Consider the following 14,099-nt stretch of genomic DNA (forward strand, 5'->3'; position numbering starts at 1 on the left):
CCGTTCCGTGTACCGGGACACCTCGTCCCGCCCCCGCGTACGAGACGGTCATTGGGGGCGGGAGGTTGCGCCGCCGTACGCATGGATACGGATCGGACTCATGGGGGCGACTCGGCCTCACGCCGCGCCGCCCCGTGCTTGTTCTTCCAGAACGGGTCGAACTCGTCTAGAACGGGTTGAACTCGTCGTACTCGCGCTGCGACTCGTCCCGCTCCGCCTCACGGTCCCGACGACGCTGTGCCGCAGGCCGCGGGGCCTCCAGACGGTGGTCCTCACCGCGGCGGCCGAGCATCTCCGCGCCCGCCATCATCGTCGGCTCCCAGTCGAAGACGACGGCGTTCTCCTCGGGGCCGATGGCCACGCCGTCGCCGCCTCGGGCACCGGCCTTCATCAACGCGTCCTCGACACCGAGGCGGTTGAGACGATCCGCGAGGTAACCGACGGCCTCGTCGTTGTTGAAGTCGGTCTGGCGCACCCAGCGCTCCGGCTTCTCGCCGCGCACCCGGAAGATGCCGTCCTCCTCCTGGGTGACGGTGAAGCCCGTGTCGTCGACGGCCTTCGGGCGGATGACGATCCGGGTCGCCTCCTCCGCCGGCTTGGCCGCGCGCGCCTGGGCGATGATGCCGGCGAGCGCGAAGGAGAGTTCCTTGAGTCCCGTACGGGCGATCGCCGAGATCTCGAAGACCTGGTAGCCGCGCTCCTCGAGCTCCGGGCGGATCATGTCCGCGAGGTCCTGGCCGTCCGGAATGTCGATCTTGTTGAGGACGACGAGCCGCGGCCGGTCGTCGAGACCGCCGTACTGGCTGAGCTCGGCCTCGATCACATCGAGGTCGGAGACCGGGTCCCGGTCGGACTCGAGCGTCGCGGTGTCCAGGACGTGCACCAGCACCGAGCAGCGCTCGACATGGCGCAGGAACTCCAGACCGAGGCCCTTGCCCTGGCTGGCGCCGGGGATCAGGCCGGGGACGTCGGCGATGGTGTAGACGGTCGAGCCCGCGGTGACGACGCCCAGGTTCGGTACGAGCGTCGTGAACGGGTAGTCCGCGATCTTCGGCTTGGCGGCGCTGAGCACCGAGATCAGCGACGACTTACCGGCGCTCGGGTAGCCGACCAGCGCCACATCGGCGACGGTCTTGAGCTCCATGACGACGTCACGGGCCTCACCCGGCTCGCCGAGCAGCGCGAAACCGGGGGCCTTGCGGCGTGCGGAGGCCAGCGCGGCGTTGCCGAGGCCGCCGCGGCCGCCCTGGCCCGCGACGAAGGTGGTGCCCTGACCGACCAGGTCGGCGAGGACATTGCCCTGCTTGTCGAGGACGACGGTGCCGTCGGGCACGGGCAGGACCAGGTCCTGGCCGTCCTTGCCAGAGCGGTTGTCGCCGGCGCCGGGCTGGCCGTTGGTCGCCTTGCGGTGCGGGCTGTGGTGGTAGTCGAGCAGCGTGGTCACCGACTGGTCGACGACCAGAATGACGTCACCGCCACGGCCGCCGTTGCCGCCGTCGGGGCCGCCGAGCGGCTTGAACTTCTCCCGGTGAACGGAGGCGCAGCCGTGGCCTCCGTTACCCGCGGCGGCATGCAGCTCGACGCGGTCCACGAAGGTGGTCATGGTTGTGCCTCCAGTTACGTACGCAATGTCTATCTAGTAACAAGCGAAAGGCGGACCCGCTTCCCGATGCCGGGAAGCGAGGTCCGCCTCACGAAGAAAACCGCTCTACAGCGACCGAATTACTCGGCGACCGGAACGATGTTCACGACCTTGCGGCCGCGGTGGGTGCCGAACTGCACCGCACCGGCGTTCAGCGCGAACAGGGTGTCGTCGCCACCGCGACCGACGCCCGAACCCGGGTGGAAGTGGGTGCCACGCTGGCGGACCAGGATCTCACCGGCGAGAACGACCTGACCGCCGAAGCGCTTCACGCCGAGCCGCTGAGCATTGGAATCGCGCCCGTTCCGAGTGGACGATGCGCCCTTCTTGTGTGCCATGTCTCCTCAGTCCCTTACTTCGCAGCCGCGGGGATGCCGGTGACCTTGATCGCCGTGTACTGCTGGCGGTGACCCTGGCGACGGCGGTAGCCGGTCTTGTTCTTGTAGCGAAGGATGTCGATCTTCGCGCCCTTGTGGTGGTCCACGACCTCGGCCGTGACCTTGATACCGGCCAGCACCCACGGGTCGCTGGTCACAGCGTCGCCGTCGACAACGAGCAGGGTCGAGAGCTCGACCGTGTCGCCAACCTTGGCGGTGGGAATCTTGTCAACCTCAACGATGTCGTCGACAGCAACCTTGTGCTGGCGACCACCGCTGCGCACGATGGCGTACACGCGGACTCTCTTTCGCTCGGAACGGATCCCCTGATGCCAGCCGCTCGCACAGGCCGAAGCCTGTGGCGATCCGGAAGGATGAGCGGCCTCTCCCGGCCGGCAGAACCAGCGGGAGGGAGTTGCTCAGGGGTGGCTGTGTATGGAAACACGCCGAGGGTCAAGGTTACGGGCGCCCGGGCAAGGGGTCAAACCGGGGTCGGCGCTCCCATTGCCCCGGCCATTACCCCTGCCGCAACCCCTTGGTAAGCGGCGGTTCCTGCCTGTTCAATGAGCGCTCGTGTCCTTTCGTTCACTGATCACCCTGCCTCGTATGCTCCGTCACGGCTCGTCCGTGGGCGCGGATCTGCCGCCGGACGAGGCCGTGAGCGTCGATTCCGTCGCCGAGCCCGCGCTGCGGGCCGCGCTGGCAGCGGCCGCGACGGGCGACGCCGGTCCCGCCCGCGAGCTGCTCGCCGAGACCCGCCTCGACGCGCAGTGGGAGCGGCGCAGCGTCTGCGTCTCGGAACTGGCCGAGCACGCGCTGCGGAGCCCCGGCTGGCTGGAGGCGTGGCTGGCCGAGTCCCCCGAGGATCCCGACGCGATGCTCGTGAAGGCGGATCTCTGCATCCAGCAGGCCTGGGAGATACGTACGGGCTACCGCGCCAGGCATGTCTCCGAGGACCGGTTCCGGGCCTTCTTCACGCTCCTCGACGACGCCATTCCGGTGATCGCCGCCGCGGCCGAGCTGAACCCCACCGACCCAGTGCCGTGGGAGGTCGCTCTCACGCACGCACGCGGCATCCAGGCGCCGCGCGATGTGTTCGACGCGTACTGGGCGGAGGCCGTCGCCCGCGCCCCGCACCACTACGGCTGCCACGCCACCGCCCTGCAGTATCTGTGCGACAAGTGGTACGGCTCGCACGAGGAGATGTTCGCCTTCGCGGAGCAGGCCGCCGAAGGTGCGCTGCCCGGCTCGAAGCTGCACGCGCTGCCGCTGCTCGCCTCCGTGGAGTACGAGGTCGTGTCCGACGACTCCACCGAGAACGGCCCGATCGACCGCGCCCGGATCGAAGCGGCGATCGACCGCGCCCTGGAGCTCTCCGGCTGGTACGCGCCCGGCGACCCGGAGGCCGCCGGGTTCCGCAATCACCTCGCCCTCATGCTGATCTTCGCCGAGCGCTGGGCCGAGGCACTCGACGTCTTCCGGGCGATCGGCGTGCATGCGCGCGAGTACCCGTGGGCGTACGTGGGTGAGAGCCGCAAGGAGTTCCTGGAGTTCCGTCTGGGTGTACGGATGCAGGTCGCGTCGCAGACCCCGTTCTTCGGGCACCCGCCGCAGCCCGCCACACCGACGGCGGCGGCACTCTCCGCAGACCCCGCCGTCCCCACGCCGCGCTCGCTCGCGATAGCCGCGGCCCCGCCCCACGAGGTCGCCGAGGCGGCGCTGATGTGCGGTGTCTCGCTCCGTATCGCCCCGGCCCCGGCCCCGTCCCCGTCCCGTATGAGTTACGTCGAACTCGTCCCCGACCCCTCCCCCGGCAGACGCGCGACCCTCGCGACCGGCGAGGAGATGCTGACGGCGGCCGCCGACAACTTCACCACCGGCGAGAAATGGCCCGCCCTGGTCCTGCGCCGCACCGCCGACCGCTACGGCTTCACTCTGTTCCACAAGGGCAAGGCACTCGCGTCCCATCTGTGGGACCCGGCCGCCCCGGTCATCGACCACGCCGAGGCCACCGCCACCGCGCAGGCCATCGCCGCCGTTTTCCCGGTGCCCGACCCACGCCGGCTGGTCACGCTGCTGCGCGGCACGGACAGCCCGGCCCGGCGCCAGTCCGAGCTGGTGGCAGCGCTCGGGCTGCCACCGGTCCCGGACGGCTTCGGCGAGCGCGGCGAGATCCTCGAGAGCCTTCCGGGAGCCCAACTCCTCGCCCGCCGCGGGGTGTTCAAGGGGATCAGGGACACCATGTCGACCGACCTGGGCTCCCCCGCCCTGCCGGTCCACCACCCCGCCCGCTGGTGGGTCCTGCGAATTCTGGGCCTGCTGCTCTTCGTCCCGGCGGCGGTGTACGCCTGGTGGTCCCCGGACGTGGGCTGGTACCGCACCATCGCCCCGACGTTCGCCGCGCTCTACCTCGCGGCCCAGCTGCGGAAGGCCCGGGTCCACAGCCGGTGAGCCTCGCCGGGCCGTATGCTCGCCGGGCGAAGCCGCGCACCGGAAGGCAGAGAAGTGAACTACAGGGTCCAGCCCACCGCCCAGGTCGACGAGACCGCCGAGATCGGCGCCGGGAGCAGCGTCTGGGAGCTCGCCCAGATCCGCGAGGGCGCAAAGCTCGGTGAGGGCTGTGTCGTCGGCCGCGGCGCCTACGTCGGCACCGGCGTGCAGATCGGCGACAACGTCAAGCTGCAGAACTACGCCCTCGTGTACGAGCCCGCGGAGCTCGGCGACGGCGTCTTCGTCGGCCCCGCCGTGGTGCTCACCAACGACCACAACCCGCGCTCCGTCGACCCGGACGGCAAGCAGAAGCGCGGCGGCGACTGGGAGGCCGTGGGCGTCAAGGTCGCCGAGGGCGCCTCGCTCGGCGCGCGCTCCGTGTGCGTGGCGCCGGTACGGATCGGACGCTGGTCCATGGTCGCCGCGGGCGCCGTCGTCACCAAGGACGTACCTGACTTCGCGCTGGTCGTCGGTGTGCCCGCGCGGCAGATCGGCTGGGTCGGCCGGTCCGGTGTCCGCCTGGTGGAGCGGGCCGGCGAGTCCGGTGTCTGGGAGTGCCCGCAGACCGGCGCGGTGTACGTCGAGAAGGACGGCGTTCTCGGCGAGCAGGCAGTCTGACAACGTTCCGGCCGCCGGTCCTGCCGGCGGCCGAACCGGACTCCGGGTTCCGCCCCAGCGAGGCCGGAACCGCCGCCCTGGACCCCGGTCCCCCTAAGCGCGGGTCCAGGCCTCCAGGGCCAGCCCCGACTCTTCCTTCTGGCGGGTCACCCGCAGCGTCCCGTCCGTACCGAACGCTGCCATCACCACCCGCCCCCTGGCGTCGATCGCCAGCGCGGGCACGCCCACGCACGGCTCGCCCGTCAGGGTCCAGCTGACGCCGCTGGACTCGTCCTCCGTCGGATAGGCGGCGAGGGCCGGACGACCGGTCTCGGCGTCACGGTGGGCGAGGATCGTGCAGTCGTGGCCGTCGACCGGGGTACGCAGCAGCGCGACCGGCCCGGTGCCCGCACCGTCACCGAGAGCGGCCGGCGTCTTGTCGGACTCGCGCCAGGCGCGGACCATGCGGTCGCCGGCGTCGTGCCAGAAGTGGGTGAGCCGGTTGCCGCCGGTGCGCTCGGCGGTGAGCGAGTCGGCAGCGGCCGAGGCCGGGATGTCCTCGGCGCGCTCGAACTTGACGCCCGCCTCCAGCTGCTTCCAGCGCATGATGTGGTCCGCCGTGGGAGCGAGGAGTTCCATCAGGCCGTCGGCCGTGATCGAGGCGGAGACCGTACCGGAAGCTCCGCTGCCCTTGAAGTCGGCCCATTTGTTCCACTTGCCCGAAGGCACCTGGCTGCGTCCGCTGACACCGCCGCCCGCGTTGCGTACGAACACGTGCAGTGAACCTTCCGCGTCCACCACTGCCGACGGCAGGCCGATCTGCTCGGCGAGGTCGGGGTCGTTCGGGTACGGGCTGCCGAGCGGATACCAGTCACGTATCGCCAGACCCGACTGGTACTGCAGGGCGTACACCACATCGGTGCCGGTCCGGCCGTCCGCGAGACGCTTGCGCCGCAGGCCCACCAGGTGGACATAGCCGTCGGCGCCCTGCGCGAGGCAGAGATACGGCAGTACGCCGGGGGCGGGGAGCAGATCGGGTGCGGACCACTCCGGGCCGCCGGGACGGGTCTCGGTCCAGCGCAGCACACCCTCGGCGGCCGGGGCGTACGCGGTGAGCCTGCCGTCCTTGCCGCGCAGCAGCCAGCCGGTGGTGGGGGCGAGGGAGGTGTCCACGGAAGGTGTTCTGCCGGCCTTGCTACTCGGCGGCGCATCCGTACGACGCGCAGATTTCCGTCCGGACCAGACCGCCATGGCACACCGTCGACTTTCCCGTGACCGCCCCGCGAAACTTGCGCGTCGATAGTACGACAGCCGCAGTACGGCATCCGCCCTGCGCGGACAGGCCACAGGAGCGCTCGGCCACCCCACGGCTCGTTCACAGAATCGTTATCCGAGTACTCGTCGCACAGGTGGGACGTCCTGACAATGGGCTGGAAAGCACCGACTTCCCTGCGACGGCCGGGCCGCGAGCCTGCTCACCTCGGCGATTGCCTACCATTGCGTAGAGCACCCCTGGGCGCGTGTGCCGCACCGGGCCGTCCCGCCGCACCGGCTGTGGCGCGATCGCGCGGGGTGTCGGCCAGCAGTATGAGACCGTGACACGCCCCGCCAGTGACCTGACCCAGAAGAAGAGTGTTCAGTGAAAGTCATCAGCATCGTCGGTGCCCGTCCTCAATTGGTGAAGCTCGCACCCATCGCGGCCGCGTTCTCCGAGACGGAGCACGAGCACTTCATCGTGCACACCGGGCAGCACTACGACGCCGACCTCTCCGACGTCTTCTTCGACGGACTCGGCATCCCGGACCCGGATGTCCACCTCGGTGTCGGATCCGGCAGCCACGGCGTCCAGACCGGTTCGGTGCTCACCGCGCTCGACCCGGTCCTCGAGCGCGAGCAGCCGGACTGGGTCCTCGTCTACGGCGACACCAACTCCACGATCGCCGGTGCGCTGTCGGCCGTGAAGATGCACCTCCCGGTCGCGCACCTCGAGGCCGGCCTGCGCTCCTTCAACCGGCGTATGCCGGAGGAGCACAACCGCGTGCTGACCGACCACTGCGCCGACGTCCTGCTGGCCCCGACCGAGGAGGCCATGCGCCACCTCGCCGACGAGGGCCTCAAGGACCGCGCCGTACTCGCCGGTGACGTCATGGTCGACATCTGCCTGCGCATCCGCGACGCGGTCCTCGCCGGCGAGCACGCGGCGCCCGCGCTGCCCGAGGGCATCGACCCCTCGCAGCCGTTCCTGCTGGCGACCCTGCACCGGCCCGACAACACCGACGACCCCGAGCGCCTCGCCGCGATCATCGGCTCGCTGGCCAAGCTGCCGGTGCCGGTGGCGTTGCTCGCGCACCCGCGCCTGGTCGCGCGCGCCGAGCAGCACGGCATCGACCTCGCGCAGGGCTCGGTGCACGTCGGCCGCCCGCTGCCGTACGCCGGTCTGGTCGCCGCGGTGCTGGCCTCGACCGGTGTCGTCACCGACTCCGGCGGTCTCCAGAAGGAAGCCTTCCTCCTGGAGCGGATCACCACCACGATCCGTCCCGAGACCGAGTGGGTGGAAACCGTCGACACCGGTTGGAACGTCTTGGTTCCCGACCCGCACGAGCTCTCCGCCGACGAGTGGGCCGCCACCGTCACCCGTGCGGTTCCGACGGCCGACCCGGGTACGCCGTACGGCGACGGACGAGCCGCGCAGAATGTTGTCCGGATCATGGAACAGTGGAAGGGGGGCAGCCGGCGCGCGTGACGGACACAGGGCTTCACAGGGGGCCCGAATCCGTACATGTCACCGTGCTAGCGTCACCGTTTATGTCAGCGTCTCCCAGGTCCGGGCTGCCCTCAGAAAGCACTCGGCCTCATGTCATCTATCTCGCCATCGGCTTCCCGCCGGCTGCGAAGAGCAGCGCATACCGCATGCGCGAGACGGCGAACCAGTTCTGCAAGGCGGGCTGGGATGTCACCGTCGTCAACATCGCCCAGGAGTCCTGGGAGCGGGACTCGGGCGTTGACCTCACGCTCCTCGAGCAGGTCGACCCCCGGGTGAAGATCGTCGAGCTGCCGCTTTCCCGCGAGGACCTGGAGACGGACATCCGCCTCTACGGGGAGGAGCGCGCGCTCAACCCCAACAAGTGGGTCACGCAGCTGCGCAAGCGGCAGCAGAAGCCGTTCCCCGAGCCGAACTTCGGCGAGTGGCGCGGCGCGCTCGAGCAGGCCGTGCTCGACATTCACCAGGAGCACCCGGCGGACCTGCTCGTGGCCAGCTGCGTTCCGTATGTGAACCTCGCTGCGGCCTGGAAGCTCTGGGAAGAGGCCCGCGTTCCGTACGCGGTGGACTTCCGCGACGGCTGGTCCATCGACGTGATCACCGGCATCGAGGCCTTCACCAAGGACTCCGAGCTGGGCCACTGGGAGCAGAAGGTCCTCGACAACGCGGTCTCGCTGTGGGTCGTGAACGACCCGATCGCCGACCACTACCGCGCCCGCTACCCGGAGATCGCCTCCCGCGTCGAGGTCGTACGCAACGGTTACGACGCCGACAGCTCGCCCGGCCGGGCGCACAACCCGGACCCCGAGTCCGGTCTTGTCTTCGGCTACCTGGGCACGGTCAACTTCACGCCCGCGCACCTGGAAACGGTGCTCAACGCCTGGCGTGCCGCCCGTGAGCGCGAGCCGCTGCTCGCCAACGCACGCTTCGAGGTCCGCGGCCACATCGGCAACGGAGCGGGCCGCGAGGCCAACAAGCACTCCGAGATGCTCAAGCAGGCCGAGGCCGACGGCGTCTCCTTCGGGGGGCCCGCCGCCAAGGCCGAGGTCTCCTCCATCTACGCCCGCTGGGACGCGATGGTGCTCATCCTGATCGGCGGTCGTTATGTGACCTCCGGCAAGGTCTACGAGTACATGGCCACCGGCCTGCCGATCGTCTCGGCGCACGTCGTCGAGCACGACGCCTCGAACGTCCTGCAGGGTCACCCCCTGTGGACCGGCGCCGTGGGTCTCGACGAGGAGGGCCTGGCGGAGTCCTTCGTCAGGGCGGCGCACATGGCCGTCGAGACGAGCGACGAGGTGCACGCGGAAGCGATGGCGCACGCCGACCAGTTCACCCGCGAGGCGCTGATGTCCGTCGCCGTGAAGAACCTGGTCAACCGGCTCGCCGAGGACCACGGCGGGCCTGCCGCGCTTCCCGGAGCCACCATCTCCCAGTCCGCCGGAACCGCGGATGTGGACAACTGCTCCCCGAAGTCGATCGTCGCCGGAGGTCCCAGCTCGTGACCGATGTGCTGCTTGTCGCCGCCTCCCAGCCGCAGCTCGGCGTGCTGGCCGGTGCGGTGCAGAAGTTCCGCGCTCTCGGCGCCAGCGTCTACCTGGCCTGTGCCTTCGACGCAAAGGGCTGCCAGGAGGAACTCGACCGGCTCGAGCTGGACGGGTACCACCAACTGCCGTACGGAATAGGGCATCTGAGCACCTCCACGCGGCGCAAGCTGAAGAAGGTGCCGCACAGCCGGCGGCTGTGGATCCAGAGCCGTCGCAACGTCTGGCTGCGCCGGCACGGTCTGGGCGCGCAGCAGCTCGTCGCGCTCGACGCGAACGCCGTGTACACGGTCTGGCGGCTGGCCCAGTACAACACCGGCGCCGGTGCCTCCTTCGGTATCGCGCCGGCTCTGCGGGCCCTGGAGAATCCGCGTGTACCGGGCCGTCCGTCCGCGGTTGCGACCAGGCGGAAGGCACTCGTGCCGCCGCCGGCGCTGCTCGCCAGCGATGTACGCCGCCAGGCCAAGGCACTGCCCCAGACCATGCTGCGTACGGCCACCGCACGCCCCGTGATGCGCAGCTCCGTCGGCGCCCGGCTGTGGCGCACCGCCCTCGGCGCGCCCGGTGTGCCCGCCAAGGTGCGGGCCGCGCTGTCCCGCCAGGTGGCGGAGGGCATGCGCTGGGCCGGCCGGCCCGGTGGCGCGACGCTCGCGCTGACCACCGCCGCGGGGCGTATCTCGGACCGGAAGATCAGGACCGGGCTGCTGGACGAGGCGGTCAAGACCGAGCTCAACAAGGGCATCGCACCGCGTGCTCTGGACCGTACGGTCAATGAGCTGCTGGCCTCCGCGGACGAGTACTACAAGGCCGGTGACCCGGCTGCGGCGGCGTCCACGCTGGACCGTGCGCTCGTTCTCGGTTTCCACCGGGTCGTCCACATCGACCAGTTGAGCTCTCCGCTGGCCGCCGACCCCGAGGCCTTCTCCGCGCCGGTGCACCGCTCGGCGGTCATGAAGAAGATCGTGGAGCCGCGCGGCAGGAAGACTCCCGCCGCCACGCCACCGGCCGACCGGCCGCTGCGGCTGCTGGTCACCACGAGCGCCAACGACAACTTCCTGAAGCTGATCCTGTCCCACTACGAGGCCCACCAGGGCGTCGAGGTCCGCTACCTGGACCTGGCGGCCAGCCCGGCCATGAAGCGCCTCTCGTGGGCCGGCCGGCGGATGATAGAGAACCGTCTCGGGGGCGACGCCCTCTACGCGGAGCAGGTCGAGACGCTCATGCGGCCCCATCTGGACTGGGCCGACACGGTGTTCCTCGACTGGTGTGTGGCACCGGCCGTGATGCTCACGACGATCGACCCGGGCGACACCCGGATCGTCGTCCGGCTGCACAGCTACGAGGCCTTCACCCGCTGGCCGCACCTGGTCGACTTCTCGCGTGTGGACGACCTCGTGTACGTCGCGGACCATGTGCAGGACCTGACGACCTCGCTGGTTCCGCAGCTGCGCGGTCCGCAGGCGCCGCGTACGCACATGCTCGACAACGCCATGGACCTGAGCGCCTTCAACCGCGCGAAGCCGGCCGACGCCCGCTTCAACCTCGGGCTCATCGGTATCTCGCAGGTCGCGAAGGACCCGCTGTGGGCCATCGACGTACTGCAGCGGGTACGCAAGGCGGACGAGCGCTACCGGCTGCTGCTGGTCGGCAGTGACATGGACCGCAAGACCAGCCGCGCCACCAAGGACTACCTCGCGGAGTTCGAGAAGCAGCTGGCGCCGCTGGAGGAGTCCGGTGCGGTGGTACGTCTCGGGCCGACCGACGATGTGCCGTCCGCGCTCACCGAGATCGGTACGATCCTCAGCTCCTCAGTGCGTGAGGGCTGCCACGTCGGGCTGATGGAGGGCGCGGCGAGCGCCGCCGTCCCCGTCGTCCGCGACTGGCCGTTCTACGCCGGGCGCGAGCACAGTGCCCGGACGCTCTACCCCGAGGGCTGGGTCGTGGGCTCTCCCGAGGAGGCCGCCAAGCGCATCCTCGAGACCACCGCGACCGAGGAGAACTGGCGGAACGCGGGCAAGCTCGCCTCCGAGCATGCGCTCTCCGCGTGGGACTGGCCCGTGGTGAGCCGACGCTTCGACAAGCTGCTGCTCGGCGAGTAGGACAGCGCGCGTACGAAGGAAGGGCCCCCGGGAACTTCAGTTCTAGCGGTCGTTGCAACACCCCAGTTCAAGGGGTGCGATGGACTTCGAGATTCGCAAGAACAGGAAGTCGCAGGGGCGCAAGCCGTTGCTCCGTGAGCGGGCCGCATACTTCCAGCTCATGGAGCAGGGCTACAGCACCCGGGAAGCGGCCCGGATCGTCGGCATCGACCGCCGTACGGGCAAGAAGTGGCGTAACGGTCACCAAAGGGGCCGCAAGGCGGTCCCTCCGATCTACCAGGAACCCGGGCAGACGCCCGGGCCGCCGGGGCCGGAGGGACCGCCTCCTGCTCCGTCGCGGTATCTCCAGGAGCACGACCGCATTCACATCGCCGACCGGCTGCGTGAGAAGGCGTCCGTCCGGCAGATCGCCGCCGAGCTGGGCCGCAGCCCGTCCACCATCAGCCGCGAGATACGCCGCAACCGGCGGACCATGCCCAAAGGGGGCTGGTACTACCGGCCGCACACCGCCCAGGCCCGGGCCGACGCCCGCCGGCCCCGCCCCAAGACCGGCAAGATCGGCCAGAACCCCGAACTGCGGGACTTCATCCAGGACCACCTCACGATGCGGTGGAGCCCTGAGCAGATCTGCCAGGCTCTGCGGGCACGCTTCCCTGACCGGCCGGAGATGCACGTGACCCACGAGACCGTCTACCAGGCCCTCTACGTCCAGGGCCGCGGCGAACTCCGCCGGGAACTGGCCCGCTCCCTGCGCACCGGCCGGGCCCGCCGGCGCCCGCAGCGCCAGGCCCACAAGCGCATCTCCCGCGCCATCAAGGACATGGTCCTGATCAGCGAACGCCCCGCCGAAGCCGCCGACCGGGCCGTCCCCGGCCACTGGGAGGGCGACCTCATCATCGGCAAGGACGGACGCTCGGCCATCGGCACCCTGGTCGAACGGTCCACCCGCTACGTGATGCTCGTGCACCTGCCGACCGGCCACAGCGCCATCGCCACCCGCAACGCGCTCGCCACTACCGTCCAGACCCTCCCGCCGCATCTGTGGCGGTCCCTGACCTGGGACCAGGGCTCAGAGATGGCAGCCCACCGCGCCTTCACCGTCGCCACCGACATCCCGGTCTACTTCTGCGACCCAGCCAGCCCCTGGCAGCGCGGGTCGAACGAGAACACGAACGGCCTGCTGCGGCAGTACTTCCCCAAGGGCACCGACCTGAGCGCCCATACCCCCGACCACCTGGAAACGGTGGCCGCCGAACTCAACAGCCGCCCACGCAAAACGCTCGGCTGGGAAACCCCAGCCGAGCGCCTCGCTAAGCTACTGGACCTAGCCAGCTGACCAGCAGTGTTGCAACGACCCCTCGAATTCGCCGAATCCCGGGGGCCCTTCCTTCGTACAGGCAGTGAATCTGCGCCGCCGCTCTGCGCGGTGGACCTGCGCCGCCGCGCTGCGCGGTGGACCTGCACAGCCGCTCTGCGCGGTGGACCTGCACGGCCGCTCTGCGCGGTGGATCCTGCTCAGCCGCGCGCCTCCGGGTGGCGCAGGCACCAGCCCGCCCAAGCCGATGTGACCATCGCGCGCACGTCGTGGCGCGCCTGCCAGCCCAGCTCCTCACGGATCCGGTCGGCCGCCGCCACGACCCGTGCGGGGTCGCCGGGACGGCGCTCGGTGACCACGGGCTTGAGGTCTTCCCGTCCGCTGACGTCCTGGATGGTGGTGACCATCTCGGCGACCGAAACACCTTCGCCGCGGCCGATGTTGAGGATCAGCGAGGCCGAGGCGTCCTCGGCGAGCCGCCGCGCCGCCGCGACATGGGCGGAGGCGATGTCCTCGACATGGATGTAGTCGCGGATGCAGGTGCCGTCGGGCGTCTGGTAGTCGTCGCCGAAGATACGCGGCGACTCGTCCGCCGTGAGGCGCTCGAAGACCATCGGCACCAGATTGAAGATGCCGTCGTCACCGAGTTCGGGCGAGGCGGCGCCCGCGACGTTGAAGTAGCGCAGCGAGGCGGTCGCCATACCGTGTGCCTTGCCGACGGCTGTCACCAGCCATTCGCCGGCCAGCTTGGTCTCGCCGTACGGGCTCATCGGCAGGCACGGCGTCTGCTCGGTGACCAGGTCGACATCGGGCATGCCGTAGACCGATGCGGAGGAGGAGAACAGGAACCGGCGCACATCGGCGTCGGCGGCCGCGGCCAGAACGGTCCGCAGCCCCTCGACGTTCTCGTAGTAGTAGTGCAGCGGCAGCGCGACGGACTCGCCGACCTGCTTCTTGCCCGCGAGATGCACGATGCCGGTGACGGAGTGCTCGCGCAGGACGCGGTCGACCAGCTCACGGTCGAGTACCGAGCCCAACTCCAGCGGGACTCCGGCGGACAGCCGCTCGGTGCTGCCCGTGCTGAGGTCGTCGAGGACGACGACACGCTCGCCGCCGTCGGTCATCGCCTTCACCACGTGCGAGCCGATGTATCCGGCGCCGCCAGTAATCAACCAGGTCATGGGGAAACCCTCTGCAACTCGGCCCTGCCCCACCAACTACGCGGGGCAGGGCCTTCGTCTCGTAGATCAGCCATCAATTGAGGCAACCCCCGC

Annotated in this window: 11 protein-coding genes; 6 read left to right on the forward strand and 5 right to left on the reverse strand. The window is 70.1% G+C overall.

The features are described 5' to 3' along the window. Positions 1-166: 166 nt before the first annotated feature. The 3 genes from obgE to rplU form a co-directional block, all read right to left on the reverse strand. Positions 167-1,603, reverse strand: coding sequence for a GTPase ObgE (obgE, locus tag OG735_RS14430; RefSeq protein WP_327323577.1), 1,437 nt, complete (start codon positions 1,601-1,603; stop codon positions 167-169). A 119-nt stretch (positions 1,604-1,722) separates the two neighbouring features. Beyond that, positions 1,723-1,980: a 50S ribosomal protein L27 gene (rpmA, locus tag OG735_RS14435; protein ID WP_327323578.1), complete on the reverse strand. Its 258-nt coding sequence runs from the start codon at positions 1,978-1,980 to the stop codon at positions 1,723-1,725. 14 nt (positions 1,981-1,994) lie between these two features. Continuing rightward, a complete protein-coding gene (gene rplU / locus OG735_RS14440) occupies positions 1,995-2,315 on the reverse strand; it encodes a 50S ribosomal protein L21 (protein ID WP_108148675.1) in 321 nt (106 codons plus the stop codon). A 310-nt stretch (positions 2,316-2,625) separates the two neighbouring features. Here rplU and OG735_RS14445 point away from each other — a divergent pair, with 310 nt between their 5' ends. Then, entirely contained in the window at positions 2,626-4,470 is a 1,845-nt protein-coding gene (locus OG735_RS14445; RefSeq protein WP_327323579.1) for a hypothetical protein, read from the forward strand. A gap of 54 nt (positions 4,471-4,524) precedes the next feature. Then, positions 4,525-5,127, forward strand: coding sequence for an acyltransferase (locus tag OG735_RS14450; protein WP_327323580.1), 603 nt, complete (start codon positions 4,525-4,527; stop codon positions 5,125-5,127). A gap of 93 nt (positions 5,128-5,220) precedes the next feature. Here the strand turns inward: OG735_RS14450 and OG735_RS14455 are convergent, their stop codons facing one another. After that, the gene (locus OG735_RS14455; RefSeq protein WP_327323581.1) at positions 5,221-6,279 is read right to left on the reverse strand and encodes a hypothetical protein; all 1,059 of its coding nucleotides are present in this window, start codon (positions 6,277-6,279) and stop codon (positions 5,221-5,223) included. Positions 6,280-6,745: 466 nt separating this feature from the next. Here OG735_RS14455 and wecB point away from each other — a divergent pair, with 466 nt between their 5' ends. From wecB to OG735_RS14475, 4 genes are all read left to right on the forward strand, one after another. Continuing rightward, positions 6,746-7,849, forward strand: coding sequence for a non-hydrolyzing UDP-N-acetylglucosamine 2-epimerase (wecB, locus tag OG735_RS14460; RefSeq protein WP_327323582.1), 1,104 nt, complete (start codon positions 6,746-6,748; stop codon positions 7,847-7,849). A 167-nt stretch (positions 7,850-8,016) separates the two neighbouring features. Further along, the gene (locus tag OG735_RS14465; protein ID WP_327323583.1) at positions 8,017-9,372 is read left to right on the forward strand and encodes a glycosyltransferase; all 1,356 of its coding nucleotides are present in this window, start codon (positions 8,017-8,019) and stop codon (positions 9,370-9,372) included. After that, the gene (locus OG735_RS14470; RefSeq protein WP_327323584.1) at positions 9,369-11,510 is read left to right on the forward strand and encodes a glycosyltransferase family 1 protein; all 2,142 of its coding nucleotides are present in this window, start codon (positions 9,369-9,371) and stop codon (positions 11,508-11,510) included. The genes OG735_RS14465 and OG735_RS14470 overlap by 4 nt, the downstream gene beginning before the upstream one ends. 79 nt (positions 11,511-11,589) lie before the next feature. Beyond that, positions 11,590-12,846: an IS30 family transposase gene (locus OG735_RS14475; protein ID WP_327322156.1), complete on the forward strand. Its 1,257-nt coding sequence runs from the start codon at positions 11,590-11,592 to the stop codon at positions 12,844-12,846. 179 nt (positions 12,847-13,025) lie between these two features. On the opposite strand, the gene galE is transcribed toward OG735_RS14475, so the two are convergent. Further along, positions 13,026-14,006: a UDP-glucose 4-epimerase GalE gene (galE, locus tag OG735_RS14480; protein WP_327323585.1), complete on the reverse strand. Its 981-nt coding sequence runs from the start codon at positions 14,004-14,006 to the stop codon at positions 13,026-13,028. Positions 14,007-14,099: the final 93 nt, after the last annotated feature.

Origin of the sequence: Streptomyces sp. NBC_01210, assembly GCF_036010325.1 — a bacterium.
Lineage (GTDB): Bacteria > Actinomycetota > Actinomycetes > Streptomycetales > Streptomycetaceae > Streptomyces.